We start from the raw sequence: 20,746 nt of genomic DNA on the forward strand, positions 1-20,746 counted from the left end.
GCTGGCGGCGACGTCGCAACGCCCCGCCGTATCAGCGAGCACCGACCTCAATCCCAGTTCGGCATCTGGCTGCCATCCAGCCCGCCAACCTCGAACACCGCCTTGCGGGTGCCACCGGCCAGCACCGGGAACTCGATCTCGATGACCTTGGCCTTGCGTGCCTGCCGCCACAGGCCGCGGTTGTCATCGATGAACATGGCAATGGCCTCATCGGTATCCGGGCGATGCGCGGCCATGTTGCGGGCCGGCGCACCATCGACGCTGACCTTGACCTGGCAGGCGCGGTAGCAGGCCTTGGCGAAGTCGCTGGACTGCAGCACCAGATAGGCGTGGCGCTTCCACTCCGGGTGATCACGGAACACCAGGTTCACCTGCTTGGCGCCGGTGCTGTCCACTTCCACGCGGTCCTTGCTGTAGATCGCCGCCGAGCGCTGGGTACCGCCCTTGACCGGCACCTGGTTGTAATTCCACAAGGCCTGCATGCGACGTAGCTCGCTGGCCGCAGCCGCCTTCTCCCGGACTTCGGCAAAACCCGGCTCGATGCGCTTGGCGGTTTCCGAATCGGGGAATTGATCGAGCAAGGCGGCACCGTGGATGCGTGCCTTCTCCCAATCGGTGGCGGTGATCGCCGCGTCGTACAGCTTGCCGATGCCTTCGGCGTCCGCTTCGCGCTTGGCCCGCTCCTGGGCGGCGGCGGCCTCTTGTTGCTGGCGCTCGGCCTCCGGGTTGCTGCAGGCAGTCAGGGCAAAGACGCAAAGGGCGCCGAGGATCAGGGGTTTCATCAAACAGCTCCAGTGAACGGGGCGCGTGGTGAGCGCGATGGGCTTCACTTTAGAGCATGTTGGTGATTGGGAGGCACGATCCTTTTCTGCATTCGCGCTTGCCTGCGCTTTTGCTTTGCCCTGCCTTTAAGCCGTCATTCCCGCGCAGGCGGGAATCGCTCTGGCTCTTTGGCTTCGCGTAACAGCAAATGCAAAGGCAAGGGCAACAACAAGAGCGATTCCCGCCTACGCGGGAATGACGGCACTGGAAGCAACAGCAACATCAACGGCAACAACTACCACCGCAGCCCTCACTCCCCGCCCACCCGCCACCAATACGTTGAAGGCGCAGGCGCACGGATATCCAGACGCTCGCCCATCTGCGGCGCGGTCAGCTCCACGCCCTGCTCCGCCGCCAGTGCGGTAATCCGCTCGAACGGCTCGGTCCAGGGATGCAAAGCCAGGTCAAACGTACCGTTATGGATCGGCATCATCACCTTGCCGCGTACATCCAGGTGCGCCTGCAGACTCTGCTCCGGCTGCATATGCACGCCGGGCCACTGTTCGTCGTAAGCACCGGTCTCGACCATCGCCAGATCGAACGGGCCATAGCGCTCACCGATCTTCGCAAAGCCGTCGAAGTAGCCACTGTCGCCACTGAAGAAGATCCGCGTGCGGCCGGTATCGATCACCCACGATGCCCACAGGGTGCGGTTGCCGTCGGACAGCCCGCGACCGGAGAAATGCTGTGCAGGCGTGGCTGCGATCTTCAAGCCTTCCACTCGCGTTTCCTGCCACCAGTCGAGCTGGGTGATCTTCTCCTGCGGCACGCCCCAGGCAAGCAGGCGATCGCCCACGCCCAACGCGGTGACGAAGTGCCGCACCTTCGGCGCCAGCGCCAACACCGCGTCATGGTCGAGGTGATCGTAGTGGTCGTGCGAGATGATGACGCCGGTGATCTCTGGCAATTCCTCGATCGACAACGGCGGCGCATGGAAGCGCTTCGGCCCCATGAACGAGAATGGTGACACCCGCTCGGAGAACACCGGATCGGTCAACCAGAAGTGTCCGTCCAGCTTCATCAGCATGGTCGAATGGCCCAGCCGCCACAGGCTATCGTCCGGCGCGTCCAGCAGCGCCTGCCGGGTCAAGGCATGCACCGGAATCGCCACCTGCGGGGTGGCATCGGCCGGCTTGTCGAACAGGAAGCGCCACCACACCTTCACGCCACGCACGAAACCAAGCGGGGCCTGCTTGGCCACGTTGTGGAAACGCCCCTCGCCGTATTGCGGCGACTGGTCATAGGAAGCGGCGGGATGCGCACCGCAGGTCAACAAGCCAATGGACATGGCGATCAACACCGTAATGGGGAGAAGGAAACGAGGCAGGCGACGCTTCATGGCTGGGCTTGCCGGTAAAAGTACACTGGCGAGTCTACTTCCATCTCAAGGAAAGTAAACTGAACGGTGTAAAATGAGCGGATGACCGACGCCAAGCGCCCTCTCCGCCTGACCGACCGCAAACGCGAAGCCATCCTGCGCGCGGCAGTGGCCGAGTTCCGCGAACTGGGCTTTGCCGGCACCAGCATGGACCGCGTCGCCGCCGCCGCCGAGGTGTCCAAGCGCACGGTCTACAACCACTTCGCCAGCAAGGACGAGCTGTTCACCGCCATCCTCTGGCAGCTGTGGGAGGCCAGCCAATCGCTGGACGCGCTGGCCTACGATCCGGCCCGGCCATTGCGCGAGCAGTTGCTGGCCTTCGTCGCGCAGAAACTGCGCCTGCTCAGCGACGCCAGCTTCATCGACCTGTCGCGAGTGGCCATGGCCGAGCTGGTGCATGCACCGGAACGGGCACGGGTGATGATGGACAAGCTGGCCGAGAAGGAAGAAGGCCTGACCACGTGGATCCGCGCCGCACAGGCCGACGGCCGCCTGCGCGACGACATCGCCCCGGCCGACGCCGCCCACCAGCTGCAGGGCATGGTCAAGGCGTTCGCGTTCTGGCCACAGATCGCGATGGGTGCCACGCCCTTGGACGCCAGCGCGCAGCAGCGGGTGATGCACGACTGCGTGGACATGTTCCTGGCGGTGCGCGCGCTCACGCCCTGAGTGCAGCGCACGCCCACTCCGGCAGCCAGCAGCCTGCTGCAGGAATCATCCCCCGCCGCACGAACGACCAGGTTGACTACAGATGTAGTTACCTTTGACACTGCGACGGCAGCCTGCCCGTTCGTACACTCCGCGAACACGCCCACCGGGCCCTTCGCAGACACACGCAACGTGCGCACCTCACTGAAATGGTCTTCGCTGTTGTTGTCCGTACTACCGCTCCACGCCCTCGCCGCCGACCAATGGATACTGGCCACTGACCTATGGGGTAACAGCGCCAGGCAGACCTTGGACCTGGACGTGCAAGGCACGCGTGTCAGCGGAACCTTGGGGGGCGACCCGATCAGCGGCAGCTTGAACGGCGCGCAGCTGAAGTTCACCGCCACCGGCAGCGACGGCCAGGTCTATCACTACGATGGCCGCATCGATGGCAGCCGCATGCAGGGCCGCAGCGACGAGCCGGACACCAACAACCGCAGCGCGCGTGCAACGCATGATTTCAGCGCCTGGCGGGTGCCAGCGCGGCCGGACAAGGCACCGCGCCTGCACGACTTCACGCCCAGCGATTACTCCAATACCTTCAGCGCCGACCGCGCGCCGGCGCTGGTGATCTGGCCTGGCGATTCGGTGCGGACCAAAACCCTGGATTCCGGTGGCGTCGACGAACACGGCATCACCCGGGCCTTGTTCGGCAACCCGCAGGTCGGGCCGTTCTTTGTCGCCGGTGCCGAGCCCGGCGACACGCTGGCAATCACCATCAGCTCGCTGAAACTCAACCGCGATTACGCCGACAGCCTCGACGGCATCGTTGGCCGACTGAAGACACCGCGCATCGCCACCGAGACCGCAACGCTGGGCAAGCCGGTGCGCTGGGAACTGGACCGCGTACGCGGCATGGCCCGCCCGCAAGGGGCCAGCGGTGCATTGAAGCACTTCGAGATCCCGGTCAAGCCGATGCTCGGCGGTCTCGCGGTGGCACCGGGCTTTGGCTATCCGCCGTTCTCCACCGGCGACACCAGCGACTTCGGCGGCAACATGGATTTCAACGCCGTGGTCGAAGGCAACACGGTTTACCTGGAGGTGCAGCAACCCGGCGCATTGCTGTACGTCGGCGACGGTCACGCCCTGCAGGGCGACGGTGAGACCAGCCAATGGGCGCTGGAGACATCGCTGGACGCGGTGCTGAAAGTGGAACTGATCAAGAAGCAGTCCATCGCCACGCCACGCGTGGAATCGCCGACGCAGATCATGACGCTGGGGCAGGCAGGCTCCAGTGACGATGCACTGCGGCTGGCGACGTCGGGGATGCTGCAGTGGCTGCGCCAGTCCCATGGACTCGATATGTCGCAGGCTACCCAGGTACTGGGCGTGGCGGTGCAGTACAGCGTGGTCAATCTTGCTGGCCGCAGTGTCGGAGTGGCGGCGAAGATTGATAAGTCGGTGTTGAAGGGATTGCCGGTTGTTGCGGGGAAGGCTGGAAACTAAAGGCCCTTGATTTTGGCTTTTGGTTTTGGCTTTTGGACTTTGCCCTGGATGCCGTCATTCCCGCGAAGGCGGGAATCGCTCTTGCTTTTGCTCTTGCTTCTGCTTTGGCTTAGATCAAAAGCCAAAGCAAAGAGCGATCCCCGCCTTCGCGAGGATGACGGCATAAAAGCAATAGCGAAGCGAAGCAAAGCAAAGCAAAGCAAAGCAACAACAGCACAAACAACAACGGCGGGCTTGCGCCCGCCGTTGTCTTATCCCGCGCTACAACCGATTACTGCTTCGGCGCAGCTTCCGCCTTGGCGATCATCGCTTCCACCGAGGCGGTGGTGATCGGGTGGTAGCCCGGCTTGGCCTTGGCGAACACGTCCTTGGCGAAGGCCAGACCTTCCGGCGTCTTCAGCAGTTCAGCGTAGATCGGCAGCACCAGCTTGCGACGGCCGACCTTCTGGATGAACTCGCCGGCAGCAGCCTGTGCATCGGTGTAGCCGCTGCGGATTGCCAGCGGGTACCAACGCATCGCGATTTCGCCGTTCGGGGTACCGGTGAAGTGGTAACCCTTGTCCAGCTGCGCCAGCTTCTCGACCGGCAGCTTCTCACCCATGCCATCGATGAAGCGCACCCATTCCTGGGTGTTCCACTCGCGGGTCACCTGGTTGTTCGGCAGCGCGTCGCTGCCCAGGAAGGCGATGCGTGCGGTGTCGACCACGGCGAAGTTGCGCGAACGGGCCTTGCTGGCGAACGCCGGGATGCCCGGCTCTTCCAGCCATGCCTTCAGCTCGGCATCGGTGACCGCCGTCGGATTCTTCGGCAGCAGGTTCTTCTTCATGTACTCGACGAACTGGTCGGTGTTGGCGCTCTGGAAGGCATGGTCGTCGAACCAGCCACGCAGGAACGGATCAAACACCGCACGGCCAAAACGCTGCTCCAGGAACTGCAGGAACCATGCGCCCTTGACGTAAGCCACCTGGCTCAGCGCATCGTCCGGATCACGCTCATTGAGCGGCGGCAGTGCCAGCGCCTGGTCGGCCGGGCTCATGTCCTTCACTTCGTTGAGCAGGTCGGTCTGGTCGATCTCGCGCTCCATCTCGGCCATCTCGGCGCCATACAGCGCTTCGGTGATGCGACCCTGCACGTAGGTGGTGAAACCTTCGTTGAGCCAGATGTCCTTCCAGCTGGCGTTGGTCACCAGGTTGCCGGACCAGCTATGCGCCAGTTCGTGCGCGACCAGCGACACCAGCGACTTGTCGCCAACGATGACGGTCGGGGTAGCGAAGGTCAGGCGCGGGTTTTCCATGCCACCGAACGGGAACGACGGCGGCAGCACCAGCATGTCGTAACGGCCCCAACGGTATTCGCCATACAGGTTCTCGGCGGCACCGATCATCTTCTCGGTGTCTTCGAATTCCTTGACGGCCTTGTTGACCATGGTCGGCTCGGCCCACACGCCGGAACGCTCGGAGATCGGCTCGAATACCAGGTCGCCAGCAGCGATGGCCAGCAGGTAGGACGGAATCGGCTGCGGCATCTTGAAGGCGTAATCGCCATCGCGTGCGGCCTTGGGATCGTTGTCGGCGCTCATCAGCACCATCACGTCCGGGCGGCTGGTGACGTGCGCGCTATAGGTGAAGCGGACGCTCGGGGTGTCCTGCAACGGCACCCAGGAACGGGCGTGGATCGCCTGCGACTGGCTGAACATGAAGGGCAGCTTCTTGCCCTCGGTCATCGACGGCTCCAGCCACTGCAGGCCGGAAGCGGTCGGCGCGGTGTGGTAGGTGATGCGCACCGAGGTCGGCTGGGCCGGGGTTTCGATGCTCAGCTTGCTGCCGAACACCTTGTCGGCCGGCGCCAGCACGAACTGCAGCGGGGTGGCGGCGCCATCGGCGGCGAGGGCCTCGACCTTTTCAACGCTGAGCTCGCGGGTATCGAGCAGCAGCTGCTTGGCAGCCTTGTCCTTCCACTCCAGCGTATAGGTGGCGGTGCCGCCGATCTGCTTGGCGTCGAAATCGACCTTCAGGTCCAGCGCCACGTCCTTGATGACGACCTTCTCGGGTTCAGCGTAGGAGCTTTCATCGTGGCTGCGGCTGACGGTATTCACGGCGGCGGCGGGCTTCTGGGCGACGGGGTCGACGGTGGGGGCTGCGGGTTCTTTGGCACAGCCGGCGACGAGCGCCACGGCCAGGGGCAGCATCAGGAACGAAGAACGCATTGATCTGGAACCGGTTCAGGGGATAACCGCTGATTTTAAACCCGAAAGACCGTGGCGGATGCGGCGGTGCGGCAAGCGGCACCCCGCAGGCTTTGCGGAAGCTGCCGGAATGCGTGAATCAGCTCCCGCTCGAGGGCCAAGGTAGTGCCGAGCCATGCTCGGCAGGGGCTTTACCAGCAAGAGCAAAAGCGCCCCTCATCCCAACCCTTCTCCCGCAAGCGGGAGAAGGGCTAACGCAGAAGCAAGACCGGCCGTCCCATGTAGTGCCGAGCCATGCTCGGCAGGAGCTTTACCAGCAAGAGCAAAAGCGCCCCTCATCCCAACCCTTCTCCCGCGAGCGGGAGAAGGGCTAATGCAGAGGCAAGACCGGCCGTCCCATGTAGTGCCGAGCCATGCTCGGCAGGGGCCTTACCAGCAAAGGCAAAGGCAAAAGGCAAAACCAACAACCAGCACCACCACCCGCATACGAAAAAGGCGGCCAATGGCCGCCTTTCCTCAATCCACCCAGCAAGCAAGCCTCAAAGCTTGTAACCGGAGTGAATCGACACAATCCCCGCACTCAGGTTCTTGTAATGGCAGCGGCCAAAACCCGCCTCGCTCATCATCGCCTTCAGCTCTTCCTGCGGCGGGTGCTTGCGGATGCTCTCGGCCAGGTACTGGTAGCTGTCGGCATCACCGCGCGCGAACAGCTTGCCCAGCTTCGGCAGCACCTTGAACGAATGGAAATCGTAGACAGGCTTGAACCAATCCACGGTCACTTCCGAGAACTCCAGCACGCGCGCCTGCCCGCCTACCTTGAGCACGCGGTACATCTCGCGCAACGCGGCTTCCTTGTCGGTCACGTTGCGCAGGCCGAAGGAAATCGTCACCAGGTCGAAGCTCTGGTCCGGGAACGGCAGCGCCTCCGCATTGAGCTGCACCCACTCGAAGCCCGATACCTGGCCGCGGTTGGTCAGACGGTCGCGCCCCACCGACAACATGCCGGCGTTGATGTCGCCCAGCACCACGCTGCCCTCGGCGCCGATGCGCTCTTTCAGCAGCACGGCGATGTCACCGGTACCGCCGGCCAGATCCAGCACGCGGTCGCCCGGCTTCACCTGCGCGGTAGCGACGAAGTAGCGCTTCCACAGCCGATGAATACCCAGACTCATCAGGTCGTTCATCAGGTCGTAGTTGTCGGCCACGGAAGTGAACACCTGGCCGACAAGCTTCTGCTTGTCCTTGGCCGGTACATCGCGGAAGCCGAAGTGGGTGGTGCCGGTCTTGTAGGGGGATTCGCTCATGGCGTCGATTATCGCACCGACAGCCCGATTGCGCCGCCAGCAGGCTGAATCCGGCCGCTATGATGATCGCCACGGCACCACAAGGACCTTGCATGATCACCACCCCGGACTACCGCGCCCTGCTCGAAACCGCCATCGCCGAAGCCCGCCAGGGCCTGGCCGAAGGCGGCATCCCGATTGGCGCGGCGCTGTACCACAACGATGGCCGCCTGCTCGGCTGCGGCCACAACCGCCGCATCCAGGAAGGCGACCCATCCATCCATGGCGAAACCGACGCCTTCCGCAAGGCCGGCCGCCAGCGCGGCTACCGCAACACCATCATGGTCACCACCCTGGCTCCGTGCTGGTACTGCAGCGGCCTGGTCCGCCAGTTCAATATCGGTACCGTGGTGGTGGGGGAATCGGTCAGTTTCCCCGGCGGCATCGACTGGCTGCGCGAGAACGGCGTGAACGTCATCGACCTGAATGACGCCAGCTGCATCGAGATGATGGGCCGCTACATCGCCGAGAACCCGGATGTCTGGAATGAAGATATCGGCGAATAACGTGACGTTATCTGAACAAATCCCTATTAATCTCATAGGGAAATTAGACGCTGTAGCCAGATCGTAAGAAAAACAGCGTTATGCTCGGGGTACAGGGGCACTGCCATCGAGGTGAAGCGATGTATACAACGCCCATCCAACACAGCAGTCGCCAATCCCTCCAGCGTGCTGGGGAGCAATTGCGACAGCAGTACGCACGACATCGCTGCTCGGCCCCGTTCTGGGATGCCTACCAACAGGTTCAACGTGAACTGGTAGCGGCATATCCGGAACATCAGGCCGAGCTCTGCAACCGCCTGGCGGTATTTGCCCAACGCTTGGGCGCGGTTGAGAAGGCTCAGTTACTTGAGCTGGCGGTCAACGAAGCATAAAAAAAACCGGGCCTGGCCCGGTTTTTTTTTGCCCCGATTTCGGTAGTGCCGAGCCATGCTCGGCAGGGGCTTCACCGGTAGCCCACCAGGTTTGTAGGAGCGGCATAAGCCGCGAAGCTGGCATCGCTGAAATCACCAGGATGTGGGTCACCTGACGAAACCCGGCTTCGCGGCTTACGCCGCTCCTACAAAAAAAACACAAACAAAAACAAAAGGCGCCTTTCGGCGCCTTTTGCTTGTCTCTACCCTGGCCCGTTACTGCTGCGGCAGGTCGCCGTTCCTGGCCAGCTGCTTGCGGTTGAACAAGCGCTGCACCACCACGAAGAACAGCGGGATGAAGAACAGGCCAAGCAAGGTGCCAACCACCATGCCGCCCAGCACACCGGTACCGATGGCGCGCTGTGCACCCGAACCCGCACCGGAGGCGATTGCCAACGGCAACACGCCCAGGCCGAAGGCCAGCGAGGTCATGATGATCGGACGCAGACGGTCGCGGACCGCATGCATCGTCGCTTCGATCACGCCCGCACCCTTCTCCAGATGCTCCTTGGCGAACTCGACGATCAGGATCGCGTTCTTCGACGTCAAACCCACGGTGGTCAACATCGCCACCTGGAAGTACACGTCGCGCTCCATGCCACGCATGGTGTTGGCCAGCACCGCACCGAGAATACCGAGTGGGGCAACCATCAGCACCGCGGTCGGCACGCTCCAGCTTTCATACAGCGCAGCCAGGCACAGGAACACGATCAGCAGCGACAGCGTGTACAGCAGCGGCGTCTGCGAACCGGCCTCGCGTTCCTGGTAGGACACGGCGGTCCACTCGATGCTGAAACCGGCCGGCAACTGCTTGGCCAGCTTTTCCACTTCCAGCATCGCATCACCCGAAGCTACGCCCGGTGCGGCCTCACCCTGGATTTCCAGCGCGGAGACACCGTTGTAACGCTCAAGGCGCGGCGAGCCGTAATCCCAACGCTGGCTGGCGAAGGCCGAGAACGGCACCATCTCGCCGGAGGTGTTCTTCACCGTCCACAGGTTGAAGTCTTCCGGGTTCATGCGGAAGCCGTCATCGGCCTGCACATAGACGCGCTTGACGCGGCCACGGTCGATGAAGTCATCGACGTAGCTCGAACCCCAGGCGGTGGCCAGCGTGCTGTTGATGGTGTCCAGCGACAGACCGTGCGCACCGGCCTTGGCCACATCGATGTCCAGACGCAGCTGCGGGGTGTCATCCAGACCGTTCGGGCGCACGTTGGCCAGCAGCTTGCTTTCGCCGGCCATGCCCAGCAACTGGTTGCGTGCATTGACCAGCGCATCGTGGCCGGCGCCGCTGTTGTCCTTCAGGAAGAAGGTGTAACCCGAGGCGATACCCAGCTCCGGCATGGCCGGCGGCGGGAAGGCGAAGATGAAGGCGTCCTTGATCTGGCCCAGTGCTGCCATCGCGCGGCCGGTGATCGGCCCAACGCCCTGGTCGGCACTGCGCTCGCTCCAGTCCTTGAGCTTGACGAAGGCCATGCCCGAGTTCTGGCCCATGCCTGAGAAGCTGAAGCCCTGCACCGAGAACACCGATTCAACCGCGTCCTTCTCGTTCTTCAGGAAGTGGTCTTCCAGCTTGTAGATCGACTCCAGGGTACGTTCCTGGGTAGCGCCGACCGGTGCGTTGACCAGCGCCATCAGGATGCCCTGGTCTTCATTGGGCAGGAACGAGCTGGGCAGGCGCACGAACAGCAGGCCCATCACCACCGCCAACGCCAGGAACACCGCCATGAAACGGCCCGGGCGATTGAGGATGCCGCGCACGCCACGCTGGTAGGTGCCACTGGTGCGGTCGAAGCCGTTGTTGAACCAGTTGAAGAAGCGGCCCGAGATGCCCTTGTGGGCAACGTGGTGCTCGCCCTTCTTCAGCGGCTTGAGCATGGTGGCGCACAAGGCCGGGGTCAGCACGATGGCGACCAGCACCGACAAGGCCATCGCCGACACGATCGTCGCCGAGAACTGCCGGTAGATGACGCCGGTGGAGCCGCTCATGAAGGCCATCGGCACGAACACCGCCGACAGCACCAGGCCGATGCCGACCAGCGCGCCGGTGATCTGGCTCATCGACTTGCGGGTGGCTTCCAGCGGCGACAGTCCTTCCTCGGACATGATGCGCTCGACGTTCTCCACCACCACGATGGCGTCATCGACCAATAGGCCGATCGCCAGCACCATCGCGAACATGGTCAGCATGTTGATGGAGAAACCCAGCACCGCGAGGATACCGAAGGTACCCAGCAACACCACCGGCACGGCGATGGTCGGGATCAGGGTGGCGCGGAAGTTCTGCAGGAACAGGTACATCACCACGAACACCAGCACGATGGCCTCGAGCAGGGTCTTGACCACGCCCTTGATCGACACGCGCACGAACGGGGTGGTGTCGTACGGAATCACCGCCTTCATGCCGGCCGGGAAGTTGGCCTTCAGTTCGTCCAGGGTCTTGCTCACGCCTTCGGCGGTTTCCAGCGCGTTGGCGCCGGTTGCCAGGGTGATGGCCAGGCCGGAGGCCGGCTTGCCGTTGTAGCGGGTAACGAAGTCGTAGGTTTCAGCGCCCAGCTCGACGCGGGCAACATCGCCCAGCTTCAAGGTGGAGCCGTCACTTTCGGTGCGCACCACGATGTTGCGGAACTGTTCCGGCGTCTGCAGGCGGTCCTGCGCATTGATGGTGGCGTTGAGCTGCTGGCCCTTGATGGCCGGTGCACCACCCAACTGGCCCACGGCGACCTGCGCGTTCTGCGCCTTGACCGCGGCGGTGACCTCGTCAACCGACACCTTGTAGGTCTGCAGCTTGGTCGGGTCCAGCCAGATGCGCATGGCGTACTTGCCACCGAACACCTGGATCGAGCCCACGCCCGGCACGCGGCTCAGCGGGTCGACGATGTTGGAACCGACGTAGTCGGAGATGTCGTTCTCATCCATGCTGCCGTCTTCGGAAACGAAGCCCAGCACGTTGAGGAAGCCCGAACTGGACTTGGCGACATTGATGCCCTGGCGCTGCACTTCCTGCGGCAACAGCGGCATCGCCAGCTGCAGCTTGTTCTGCACCTGCACCTGGGCAATGTCGGAGTTGGTGCCACTCTCGAAGGTCAGGGTGATGCTGGCCTGGCCGTTGGAGGAGCTGTTGGAGGAGAAGTACATCAGGCCGTCCAGGCCCTTCATGTTCTGCTCGATGATCTGCGTCACCGAGTCCTCGACCACCTTGGCCGAAGCGCCCGGGTAGCTGGCGGAAATGGACACCGCAGGCGGCGCGACCTCGGGATACATCGAGATCGGCAGCTTGAGCATTGCCAGCGCGCCGGCAAGCATGATGATGATGGCGATGACCCACGCGAAGATGGGCCTGTCGATGAAGAAGCGTGCCATGTAGTTCTCCGCTTACTGCATTTCAGCCGGCGCCGCGGCAGGCGCGGCGGCTGGCTTGGCGGCTTCGGCACCCTTCTCGGTGGCCTGCACCGGCATCCCCGGGCCAATCTTCTGCAGGCCTTCGACGATGACCTTGTCGCCAGCCTTCAGGCCGTCCTCGACCAGCCACTTGTCGCCGATGGTGCGGCTGACCTTGACCGGGCGAACGGCAACCTTGCCCTCGGCATCCACCACCATCGCGGAAGTGTCGCCCTTGGGATCACGCGCAATGCCCTGCATCGGCACCAGCAGCGCATTCGGACGCACGCCACTGCCCAGCACCGCACGCACGAACATGCCCGGCATCAGCACCTGATCCGGATTCTCGACGCGCACGCGCATGGCGTAGCTGCCGGTGGCCGGGTCAACGCTGACTTCGGAGAACTCCAGCTTGCCCTTGTGGGCAAAGGTGCTGCCGTCTTCCAGCACGATGTCGACCGGCAGCTCGGAGGCGCCCTCCAGGCGACCGGCGGCCAGTTCACGGCGCAGCTGCAGCAGCTCGGCCGAGGACTGGGTGACGTCGATATAGATCGGGTCCAGCTGGTTGATGGTGGCCAGCGGATCGGCCTGGCCGGCGCTGACCAACGCGCCCTGGGTAACCGAGGACTTGCCGATCTGGCCGCTGATCGGCGCGGTGATGCGGGCATAGCCCAGCGTCACGTTGGCCGCATCCAGCGATGCGCGGGCGGCCAGCACGTCGGCCTCGGCCTGCTTCCACGCGGCCTGTGCGTTCTCGTCATCCTGCACGCTGATCACCCGCGACTTGACCAGCTCGCTGCTGCGGCGTGCCGCCAGGCGAGCGGCACTGGCAGTGGCCTCGGCGCGGGCCAGCTGCGCGCGGGCGCTGTTGGCCTGGGCGCGGTAGGCGGCGTCGTCCAGCTGGTACAGGGCATCACCGGCCTTGACCACGCTGCCTTCGGTGAACAGGCGCTTGGCGACGATGCCACTGACCTGCGGTCGCACTTCGGCGACCTGGTAGCCGTTGGCACGGCCGGCCAGTTCGCGGGTCAAGGTGACCGTTTCAGGCTTCAGCGTGACCACGGTGACCTGACCCGGCCCACCCTGCTGCGGCTGCTCCCCGCCGCCCTTGCAGGCAACGAGCGCGACGGATAGTGCGAGGGAAAGCGCGACGAGACGGTAGCGACTGATAGCAGGCATGGGAGAGGAGCTCAATGAGGAAAAGTGGCGCTCGAGGATCGGGCGGAACATGAGGTATGCCGAGGCATATCCTTCCGTACCGCATACGTTACGGGTACATCGGTGGCAACCGCCACCGCCGCACACATCACGGCCATCCTGCAGAGCAAGCCGTGGAAATATACATACATACACGCATGTTTGTAAACGCGTACAATTCAGGTCGGTTTCATCCAGCATTTGCACAGAGCAATGGCCAGAAAGACCAAAGAAGAGGCAGCAGCCACCCGCGAAAGCATCCTCGATGCCGCGCTGGCCTGCTTCCATGAACACGGCGTTGCCGGCAGCTCGCTGGCGGCGATCGGCGAGCGCGCGGGCGTCTCCCGCGGCGCGGTGTACTGGCACTTCAAGAACAAGACCGAAGTGCTGGAGGCGATGATCAACCGCGAGCGCGTGCCGTTCATCAAGCGCCTGCAGCAGACCTACTCGCCCCTGCGCAACACGCCGATCCTGGACCTGCGTTCGGCGATGCTGGTGTCCTTGAGCGAACTGGCCAACGATCCACAGCTGCGCGAGATGATGGAGATCATGCTGCGCAACGACCTTTCCGCCGAAAGCCTGGCAATGCAGCAGCTGCAACACGACAGCGTTGAAGAAGAGATGGCGATTTTCCGCCGTGCACTTGAGCGCGCGCGCGACCTGGGCCAGCTGCGCGATGGCGTGAACACCGCAAGCAGCGCGCGGATCCTGCATGCAGGCCTGACCGGCGTGCTGTACAGCGCCATGCTCGAACCCACCCAGTTCGACCTGGAACGTGACAGCCGCGAGATGCTGGACGCGCTGATGGCGCACTACGTGAAGCCAGGTGTATTCGAGCCCGGCTCAGATCCTTCGCCGCTGCCACCACCAGACGAAGACTAAGCCAGCCCTGTAGTGCCGAGCCATGCTCGGCAGAGGCCGTACCGAGCAAGGTTACAGAGCCGCAGCAGCCTTGCAGGAGCGGCGTAAGCCGCGAAGCAAGCGAATGCAGACGCACAAGCAAAGCACCCCTCCCAACCCTCCCCTTGCCTGCGGCAAAGGGAGGGCCAAGGCCGCGGCACCGCTGGTCACAGGTAGTGCCGAGCCATGCTGGGCAAGGGCCTTGCTCGCAATACCAACAACCAAAACACACGCAAAAAAAACGGCGGCACCATCGTGCCGCCGCTTCTCACCAACCCAAACCAACCATCACAGAATATAGCGACTCAGGTCCGGGTCCTTCACCAGCTCACCCAGGTGCTTGTCCACATACGCCGGGTCGATCGCAATGCTGTCGCCATCCCGGTCCGGCGCCTCATAGCTCAAGCTATCCAGCAAGCGTTCCAGCACCGTGTGCAGACGACGCGCACCAATATTCTCCTGCCGCTCGTTGACCTGGAACGCGATCTCCGCCAGACGATCCACTGCCTCGGCAGTGAAGTTGACCTTGACGCCTTCCGTCGCCAACAGCGCTTCGTACTGCTTGGTCAATGCCGCCTTCGGCTCAGTGAGGATGCGCACGAAATCATTCTTGCTCAGCGCACCAAGCTCCACGCGGATCGGGAAACGCCCCTGCAACTCGGGAATCAGATCGCTCGGCTTGGCCAGATGGAACGCACCGGAAGCAATGAACAGGATGTGGTCGGTCTTCACCGTGCCGTACTTGGTCGACACATTGGAACCTTCCACCAGCGGCAACAGATCGCGCTGCACGCCTTCGCGCGAGACATCGCCACCCGACGAACCAGCGTCGCTGCGCTTGGCGACCTTGTCGATCTCGTCGATGAAGACGATGCCATGCTGCTCACAGGCCTCTACCGCAGCAGCGCGGATATCGTCCTCGTTGACCAGCTTGCCGGCTTCTTCTTCGATCAGCAGCGGACGCGCCGCCTTGATGCTCAGCGTGCGCTTGTTCGACTTGGCGGTGCCGAGATTGGCGAACATCGACTTCAGTTGCTGGCCCATTTCCTCCATGCCCGGCGGGGTCATGATGTCCATGCTGACGTTGGCGGCGACATCCAGTTCGATCTCGCGCTCGTCCAGCTCGCCAGCGCGCAGCATGCGGCGGAACTTGATGCGGGTTTCGTTATCGGCAGCCGACGGTTCATTGCGTGCCGCTTCCGGATCAAAGCCAATGCCGACGCTGCGACGCGGCAGCAATGCGTCAAGAATGCGGTCTTCGGCCTTCTCTTCGGCCTGGGTGCGCACGCGCACCTTGGCCTGCTCGCGGTACAGCTTGACGGCGGTATCGGCCAGGTCACGGATGATCTGCTCCACATCCTTGCCGACGTAGCCGACCTCGGTGAACCGCGTAGCTTCGACCTTGACGAACGGCGCATTGGCCAGCGTGGCCAGGCGACGTGCGATTTCGGTCTTGCCGACGCCGGTCGGGCCGATCATCAGGATGTTCTTCGGCATCACTTCGTTGCGCAGCTCGGTGGGCAGCTGCATGCGGCGCCAGCGGTTGCGCAGCGCGATGGCGACCGCGCGCTTGGCGTCGTGCTGGCCGACGATGTGGCGATCCAACTCCTGCACGATTTCGCGCGGGGTCATGGTGGCGGAGGAAACTTCGATCTTGTGGCTCATGGGGTACTCGCGCTTGATGGCCGAAGAGCTCAGAGCTCTTCCACCACGACGTTGGTGTTGGTGTAGATGCAGATGCCGCCGGCGATGTTGATCGCCTCGGTGGCCACGCCACGTGCATCCAGATCGGTGTGCTTGAGCAGCGCCCGTGCCGCACTGAGCGCGTAGGAGCCGCCGGAACCAATGGCGATGATGCCGTCCTCCGGCTCGATCACATCGCCGGTGCCGCTGATGATCAGCGAGGTTTCACGATCAGCCACGGCCAGTAGCGCTTCGAGCTTGCCGTAGCGGCGATCGGTGCGCCAATCCTTGGCCAGCTCCACCGCAGCGCGGGTCAGCTGGCCGTGCTTTTCAAGCTTGGCTTCAAACAATTCAAACAAGGTGAACGCATCAGCGGCTGCACCTGCAAAACCCGCCAGCACCTGGCCATCGCGGCCAAGCCGGCGCACCTTGCGCGCATTGCCCTTCATCACCGTATGGCCCAGGGTGACCTGACCATCACCAGCAATCGCCACATGCTCGCCGCGGCGCACGCAGCAGATGGTGGTGGCATGAAACACGTTCGGGTTCTGACTGGGGTCCATACGGCCTCCGGAATACTGTTCACCGGTAATGGGGCCGGTCTGCGCCGCGATCAAGCCTCCCCCCACCAGCGACAGCCACCATTCAGAAAACCGACACCCCATGTAGTGCCGAGCCATGCTCGGCGGAGGCCTTCCAAGCAATCCAACCGATCACCTTGTGGGAGCGGCGTAAGCCGCGAAGCCAACACCACTGGAACCACAGGAAAGCGTGCAACCTGACAAATCACCCGCCTCGCGGCTCACGCCGCTCCTACAACTTCTTCTCCAGCGCCGCCCTTCCCGGCCGCCCCGGCTCCGGCTCGATACCCCACGCCAGATACCAATCCTCGCCCTGCAGCTCCGCCGGATGCTGCGTGCGCCCAGAGCCATTGCCACAGGCCAGCGCATCGGTCGCGCAATACTTGTCGCAGCCCCAGCAGATCCGCTCAGGATGTTTGGGATTCAACGGAAATGGCTTTGCCATCGCAGAAATCTCCACTCCAGGACAGCAACCATGCGCCGCCAAGGCAATGCCCACCTTGACGAAAATCAAGCAAGCCCAAGCGCGGTAGCGCCGAGCCATGCCCGGCAGAGGCCTTCCTCACAGACCCCCACCGACCACCTTGTAGTGCCGAGCCATGCTCGGCAGAGGCCTTCCAGGCAATCCAACAGCCACCCTGTAGGAGCGGCGTAAGCCGCGAAACCACCGCACCTACAGATCGCGCAAACACCCGCAACCTGACGAACCATCTGCTTCGCGGCTTACGCCGCTCCTACAAACAACAGCTGGGTTCACGACACCCGGTCCGCCCGGCACGCAAAACAACCATAACGTGCAAAATGCAGATGCACATACGCCACAGCAGCATCTTCGAATACATCGTGCAGCCACTCGCCAACGTCTCTTCCATCGCAGACTTCGGCAAACGTGATCCGATCCTCCGCGCTGTACGCCCGCAAAGACATCAGCCGACGCTGCACCTGCGACGGCACCTCATTGACCTGCAGTTCCGCACGCGCCACACCGCGCCGGACAAAAATCGGACCACTCGCCCGGTACGGCGAATCCGCTGCCTGGTGCTGAAACGAAAGCAGCAACAGTTCCTCTCCCTCCGTTGCATCAGCGAGACTGACCCGGCAGGGAAATCCTGATGCCCCAGTAGCAGTGACACGAGCGATGTGCCGCGCATCAAGCGCGGCATCATCAAGCTGGAAAAGCTCGGCGAACAGTGCGGGACTCAAACCGCTCAACAGGAAGGACGACATGCTGCATTCCATGGATCAAGGAACCGCAACATCCCACCCTCCGCGGGCTGCTGCTCGCCATGATCAGACGCAGCATCCAATGGCCGACCGGACGGAAAACTCCACGCCCAACCATCGCCCATCTACTTTGTGCATCCGCTACTCAGCACGTACCAACACAAACCAGCGGTATACGAGATAGGCAATCACCGCAGCCACCGGTGCCAGACTGATCCACAGCGGCAGCTTCATGACAAAGAACATCGCCGAAAAGCAGGCCAATGCGATGGCGGAGAACAATAGCGCCCATAGATTGAACACCACGATATCCGTCGCATCCTTGGCAATGGAGTTTGCCGAGCGACCTCGGCCCGAGCGCTGCCTGCGCAACAGCCAGATATCTGTAACAACATCCACAACGCCTTCAATCAACCCGCCGAGCAAGCCAGACATGGTGGAACCCTGGTAGCCATGATGAACAGGCGGATAGTCACAGCACTCAAACCTGCCGTCAATCAAACAGCGCGTCCATATCACCCCGTTCAAACGGTTGCTACGTTCGGCAGGAGGTCGTCGTCGCCTGATGAGCTGGAGCGTGGGGATTGCTGGCACGACCTGAAAGGCACAGGCCCCTGCCACCAACACACGACGCTCACTCGGCTGCCCGCAGCCCTAGCTCCTGGGCAAGCCCGATCAGGATGCCTTCAACACCACGGATGTAGCACAGCCGATAGGTGTTCTCGTAGTTGACCACCTCATCGACCACCGACGCCCCCAGCTTCTTGAGCCGCTCAAGCGTGTCATCGATGTCCTCCACCGCGAACATGACGCGCAGGTATCCCAGGGAATTCACCGGCGCCCCACGGTGATCGGAGGCGATCCCCGGCGCATCGAACCTGGAGAGCTCAAGCCTGCTGTGGCCATCGGGCGTGCGCATCATCGCGATCTCGACACGCTGGTCGCGTAGGCCAGTAACTCGCCCGGCCCACTCACCTTCGATCGGCATGCGCCCCTCAAGCACCAGTCCCAGTTCGAGGAAGAACGCTATGGCGCCATCCAGATCCGCGACCACGATACCCACGTTATCCATGCGCTTGACCGTCATGCGTGCTCCTCGGCTGCAGAAACCAAACGATGCGCAGCACAGAAGCTGCGACCTTGAGCGAGCCTACACCCTGAGCAGTGAAGCCAAGGCACTCCTGCCCACGGCGTCAGTAAGGAGGGAAAGCAGCTTGCCGCCGTGATCAAAGCGCCAGCGGGGCCACGGCCGCTTCCCCGGCGCAGCGGCCACGCAAGCTCATCCGCAACAATGCCGTTCTCCCCCATCCGCACCCACGTCGCATTGCACTTGCCAAGGGCCCTGCCCTCAACTAATCCTCGACACCAGATCCCAACCTCCAACGAGCCACTGACGATGCACCACGCAGCTACTGCCCCAAGCCCGCCGTCTGGCCGCGCCCGCAGCCTCCAGGTCCGCCATGTTGTAGCTGCGCTCACGCTGTTGTTGTTTGCACCCTGCACCCTGGCGCGCGCGCCGGCTGATGCGGCACCGGGGCAGGACAGCGCGCCGGAGGTTCAGGCCCGCATCGCCCGGGTCGAACAAACCCTTCTCACACCCGTCGTCGTCAAAGACGCCCCGATCCAGGCCATGCGCCTGAGCGAGCGCATGGCATTCCACAAGGTTCCCGCGGTCAGCATCGCCGTCATCAACAACGGGCGCGTCGAGTGGGCCCGCGCCTATGGCGAGCTCGATACCAACAAGCACACACCTGCCCAAGCTGGCTCGCTGTTCCAGGCCGGGTCGATCAGCAAGTCGGTCAGCGCCATGGCCGCGCTGCGGCTGGTCGAGCAGGGCAAGCTATCGCTCGACGTCGATGCGAACACGCAGCTCCACACCTGGCAGGTTCCCGCCAACCAGTTCACCCGGCAAAGCCCCGTCACGCTACGCAGGCTGCTCAACCATAGCGCCGGCATGACCGTGCATGGCTTCTATGGCTACGCGCGGGACAAGCCGGTCCCCTCGCTGCTGCAGGTACTGGAAGGGCAAGCGCCGGCAAATTCGGACCCAGTCAGAGTCGAGTCCACGCCCGGCAGCGCTTGGAAGTATTCCGGTGGCGGCTACAGCGTGGCTCAGCTGATGATGATCGAGGCAGGCAAGCAGCCCTTCCCTGAGCTGCTACAGGCGCTCGTCCTTGATCCGCTGGAAATGCACGACAGTACCTTCGCGCTGACGCTTCCGCCTGCATGGCAAACGCGGGCTGCCACTGCGTATCACAGTGATGGAGCGGCGGTCGTCGGCAACTGGCACTTGTATCCGGAATCGGCCGCCGCTGCGCTATGGACAACGCCTGCCGATCTGGCCAGGTTCGTAATCGATATCCAGCGTGCGCAAAACGGAACGTCGGGCAAGGTACTTTCCAGCGCCATGACCAGCACCATGCTTCGCCCCGAACTGGGCGACTACGGCCTGGGCTTGTTCATCAACAAGGTGGGCGAAGGCATCCGCTTCGGGCACTCCGGTGGCACCGATGGATTCCGCGCACAGTTCTATGGCTACACCCACACCGGGCAAGGTGTAGTGGTGATGACCAACAGCGACAACGGCGGCAGCTTGATTGACGAGATAGTGGCCAGCGTTGCCACTGTATACGGCTGGCCCGACCTCAAGCCCGTCGAGAGGGCCGCCATTGCCGCCGATCCCGCAGCCAATGCCGCCGTCGCCGGCGCCTACCAGTTGCTGGGCACGCCAGCGCATGTCACCGCCGAAGGCGACCGGCTGTACTTCCAGAGCGACCTGTTCGGGGCCGCTCGCATGGAGCTGCTTGCACAATCGAAAAGCCGATTCTTCATGACCGCCAGTGACATGACGGTCGACTTCCAGCTGGGAGCCGACAACAAGGCCGGCGGCTTCTCCTTGCAACGAGGCGGCAGCACCTATGAAGCGACGCGACAGGAGTAGGACTACGCTGGCGGAACGTCGATAGCGAGCACGGCTGCCCG

18 protein-coding genes are annotated in these 20,746 nt (G+C 63.2%); 6 read left to right on the forward strand and 12 right to left on the reverse strand.

Features of this window, described 5'->3' with window-relative positions; genetic code table 11:
• Positions 1-47: 47 nt before the first annotated feature.
• Both AC1VWL_RS06255 and AC1VWL_RS06260 read right to left on the reverse strand, forming a co-directional pair.
• Positions 48-782, reverse strand: coding sequence for a hypothetical protein (locus tag AC1VWL_RS06255; RefSeq protein ID WP_482986125.1), 735 nt, complete (start codon positions 780-782; stop codon positions 48-50).
• A 290-nt stretch (positions 783-1,072) separates the two neighbouring features.
• Positions 1,073-2,161, reverse strand: coding sequence for an MBL fold metallo-hydrolase (locus tag AC1VWL_RS06260; RefSeq protein ID WP_482986126.1), 1,089 nt, complete (start codon positions 2,159-2,161; stop codon positions 1,073-1,075).
• 81 nt (positions 2,162-2,242) lie between these two features.
• On the opposite strand from AC1VWL_RS06260, the gene AC1VWL_RS06265 reads away from it, so the two are divergent.
• Together AC1VWL_RS06265 and AC1VWL_RS06270 are read left to right on the forward strand one after the other, a co-directional pair.
• Positions 2,243-2,869 carry a TetR/AcrR family transcriptional regulator gene (locus AC1VWL_RS06265; RefSeq protein ID WP_481615637.1) on the forward strand — a complete coding sequence of 209 codons (627 nt, stop codon included), beginning with the start codon at positions 2,243-2,245 and terminating at the stop codon, positions 2,867-2,869.
• 171 nt (positions 2,870-3,040) lie between these two features.
• The gene (locus AC1VWL_RS06270) at positions 3,041-4,354 is read left to right on the forward strand and encodes an acetamidase/formamidase family protein (protein ID WP_482986127.1); all 1,314 of its coding nucleotides are present in this window, start codon (positions 3,041-3,043) and stop codon (positions 4,352-4,354) included.
• A gap of 271 nt (positions 4,355-4,625) precedes the next feature.
• Here AC1VWL_RS06270 and AC1VWL_RS06275 read toward each other — a convergent pair whose 3' ends face one another.
• Positions 4,626-6,560: a M1 family metallopeptidase gene (locus AC1VWL_RS06275; protein ID WP_482986128.1), complete on the reverse strand. Its 1,935-nt coding sequence runs from the start codon at positions 6,558-6,560 to the stop codon at positions 4,626-4,628.
• A gap of 518 nt (positions 6,561-7,078) precedes the next feature.
• Positions 7,079-7,843: a bifunctional demethylmenaquinone methyltransferase/2-methoxy-6-polyprenyl-1,4-benzoquinol methylase UbiE gene (gene ubiE, locus AC1VWL_RS06280; protein WP_282270503.1), complete on the reverse strand. Its 765-nt coding sequence runs from the start codon at positions 7,841-7,843 to the stop codon at positions 7,079-7,081.
• A gap of 92 nt (positions 7,844-7,935) precedes the next feature.
• Here ubiE and AC1VWL_RS06285 point away from each other — a divergent pair, with 92 nt between their 5' ends.
• Positions 7,936-8,388, forward strand: a complete 453-nt coding sequence (locus tag AC1VWL_RS06285) for a nucleoside deaminase (RefSeq protein ID WP_303747502.1) — start codon at positions 7,936-7,938, stop codon at positions 8,386-8,388.
• Positions 8,389-8,507: 119 nt separating this feature from the next.
• Positions 8,508-8,759 (forward strand): hypothetical protein, encoded by a 252-nt coding sequence (locus tag AC1VWL_RS06290; RefSeq protein WP_296250912.1) that lies wholly within the window; start codon positions 8,508-8,510, stop codon positions 8,757-8,759.
• A 255-nt stretch (positions 8,760-9,014) separates the two neighbouring features.
• On the opposite strand, the gene smeE is transcribed toward AC1VWL_RS06290, so the two are convergent.
• Both smeE and AC1VWL_RS06300 read right to left on the reverse strand, forming a co-directional pair.
• The gene (gene smeE / locus AC1VWL_RS06295; protein ID WP_481615671.1) at positions 9,015-12,161 is read right to left on the reverse strand and encodes a multidrug efflux RND transporter permease subunit SmeE; all 3,147 of its coding nucleotides are present in this window, start codon (positions 12,159-12,161) and stop codon (positions 9,015-9,017) included.
• Between the two features lie 12 nt (positions 12,162-12,173).
• Positions 12,174-13,358: an efflux RND transporter periplasmic adaptor subunit gene (locus AC1VWL_RS06300; RefSeq protein ID WP_482986129.1), complete on the reverse strand. Its 1,185-nt coding sequence runs from the start codon at positions 13,356-13,358 to the stop codon at positions 12,174-12,176.
• Between the two features lie 231 nt (positions 13,359-13,589).
• Between AC1VWL_RS06300 and AC1VWL_RS06305 the strand changes: the two genes are divergently transcribed.
• Positions 13,590-14,258, forward strand: coding sequence for a TetR family transcriptional regulator (locus AC1VWL_RS06305; RefSeq protein WP_482986130.1), 669 nt, complete (start codon positions 13,590-13,592; stop codon positions 14,256-14,258).
• A 306-nt stretch (positions 14,259-14,564) separates the two neighbouring features.
• On the opposite strand, the gene hslU is transcribed toward AC1VWL_RS06305, so the two are convergent.
• The 6 genes from hslU to AC1VWL_RS06335 form a co-directional block, all read right to left on the reverse strand.
• The gene (gene hslU, locus AC1VWL_RS06310) at positions 14,565-15,941 is read right to left on the reverse strand and encodes an ATP-dependent protease ATPase subunit HslU (protein ID WP_481615674.1); all 1,377 of its coding nucleotides are present in this window, start codon (positions 15,939-15,941) and stop codon (positions 14,565-14,567) included.
• A gap of 29 nt (positions 15,942-15,970) precedes the next feature.
• Positions 15,971-16,522 carry an ATP-dependent protease subunit HslV gene (hslV, locus tag AC1VWL_RS06315; protein WP_055772387.1) on the reverse strand — a complete coding sequence of 184 codons (552 nt, stop codon included), beginning with the start codon at positions 16,520-16,522 and terminating at the stop codon, positions 15,971-15,973.
• A gap of 250 nt (positions 16,523-16,772) precedes the next feature.
• The gene (locus tag AC1VWL_RS06320) at positions 16,773-16,985 is read right to left on the reverse strand and encodes a DUF3079 domain-containing protein (protein WP_481545734.1); all 213 of its coding nucleotides are present in this window, start codon (positions 16,983-16,985) and stop codon (positions 16,773-16,775) included.
• Between the two features lie 308 nt (positions 16,986-17,293).
• Entirely contained in the window at positions 17,294-17,767 is a 474-nt protein-coding gene (locus AC1VWL_RS06325; RefSeq protein WP_482986131.1) for a DUF1203 domain-containing protein, read from the reverse strand.
• Positions 17,768-17,905: 138 nt separating this feature from the next.
• Positions 17,906-18,199, reverse strand: a complete 294-nt coding sequence (locus tag AC1VWL_RS06330; protein WP_482986132.1) for a hypothetical protein — start codon at positions 18,197-18,199, stop codon at positions 17,906-17,908.
• Positions 18,200-18,398: 199 nt separating this feature from the next.
• The gene (locus AC1VWL_RS06335) at positions 18,399-18,851 is read right to left on the reverse strand and encodes a VOC family protein (protein ID WP_482986133.1); all 453 of its coding nucleotides are present in this window, start codon (positions 18,849-18,851) and stop codon (positions 18,399-18,401) included.
• Positions 18,852-19,160: 309 nt separating this feature from the next.
• Between AC1VWL_RS06335 and AC1VWL_RS06340 the strand changes: the two genes are divergently transcribed.
• The gene (locus tag AC1VWL_RS06340) at positions 19,161-20,705 is read left to right on the forward strand and encodes a serine hydrolase domain-containing protein (protein WP_482986134.1); all 1,545 of its coding nucleotides are present in this window, start codon (positions 19,161-19,163) and stop codon (positions 20,703-20,705) included.
• The last annotated feature ends 41 nt before the right edge of the window (positions 20,706-20,746 follow it).

It is taken from the genome of Stenotrophomonas sp. STEN063 (genome assembly GCF_056854515.1).

What these genes read in the sequence shown, in the direction of transcription:
- smeE (WP_481615671.1), bottom strand. Translation starts at nt 12,161, where the DNA reads ATGGCACGCTTCTTCATCGACAGGCCCATCTTCGCGTGGGTCATCGCC.
- AC1VWL_RS06265 (WP_481615637.1), top strand. Translation starts at nt 2,243, where the DNA reads ATGACCGACGCCAAGCGCCCTCTCCGCCTGACCGACCGCAAACGCGAA.
- AC1VWL_RS06255 (WP_482986125.1), bottom strand. Translation starts at nt 782, where the DNA reads ATGAAACCCCTGATCCTCGGCGCCCTTTGCGTCTTTGCCCTGACTGCC.
- AC1VWL_RS06285 (WP_303747502.1), top strand. Translation starts at nt 7,936, where the DNA reads ATGATCACCACCCCGGACTACCGCGCCCTGCTCGAAACCGCCATCGCC.
- ubiE (WP_282270503.1), bottom strand. Translation starts at nt 7,843, where the DNA reads ATGAGCGAATCCCCCTACAAGACCGGCACCACCCACTTCGGCTTCCGC.
- hslV (WP_055772387.1), bottom strand. Translation starts at nt 16,522, where the DNA reads ATGGACCCCAGTCAGAACCCGAACGTGTTTCATGCCACCACCATCTGC.
- AC1VWL_RS06275 (WP_482986128.1), bottom strand. Translation starts at nt 6,560, where the DNA reads ATGCGTTCTTCGTTCCTGATGCTGCCCCTGGCCGTGGCGCTCGTCGCC.
- AC1VWL_RS06330 (WP_482986132.1), bottom strand. Translation starts at nt 18,199, where the DNA reads ATGTCTGGCTTGCTCGGCGGGTTGATTGAAGGCGTTGTGGATGTTGTT.
- hslU (WP_481615674.1), bottom strand. Translation starts at nt 15,941, where the DNA reads ATGAGCCACAAGATCGAAGTTTCCTCCGCCACCATGACCCCGCGCGAA.
- AC1VWL_RS06300 (WP_482986129.1), bottom strand. Translation starts at nt 13,358, where the DNA reads ATGCCTGCTATCAGTCGCTACCGTCTCGTCGCGCTTTCCCTCGCACTA.
- AC1VWL_RS06340 (WP_482986134.1), top strand. Translation starts at nt 19,161, where the DNA reads ATGCACCACGCAGCTACTGCCCCAAGCCCGCCGTCTGGCCGCGCCCGC.
- AC1VWL_RS06335 (WP_482986133.1), bottom strand. Translation starts at nt 18,851, where the DNA reads ATGACGGTCAAGCGCATGGATAACGTGGGTATCGTGGTCGCGGATCTG.
- AC1VWL_RS06260 (WP_482986126.1), bottom strand. Translation starts at nt 2,161, where the DNA reads ATGAAGCGTCGCCTGCCTCGTTTCCTTCTCCCCATTACGGTGTTGATC.
- AC1VWL_RS06325 (WP_482986131.1), bottom strand. Translation starts at nt 17,767, where the DNA reads ATGTCGTCCTTCCTGTTGAGCGGTTTGAGTCCCGCACTGTTCGCCGAG.
- AC1VWL_RS06320 (WP_481545734.1), bottom strand. Translation starts at nt 16,985, where the DNA reads ATGGCAAAGCCATTTCCGTTGAATCCCAAACATCCTGAGCGGATCTGC.
- AC1VWL_RS06305 (WP_482986130.1), top strand. Translation starts at nt 13,590, where the DNA reads ATGGCCAGAAAGACCAAAGAAGAGGCAGCAGCCACCCGCGAAAGCATC.
- AC1VWL_RS06290 (WP_296250912.1), top strand. Translation starts at nt 8,508, where the DNA reads ATGTATACAACGCCCATCCAACACAGCAGTCGCCAATCCCTCCAGCGT.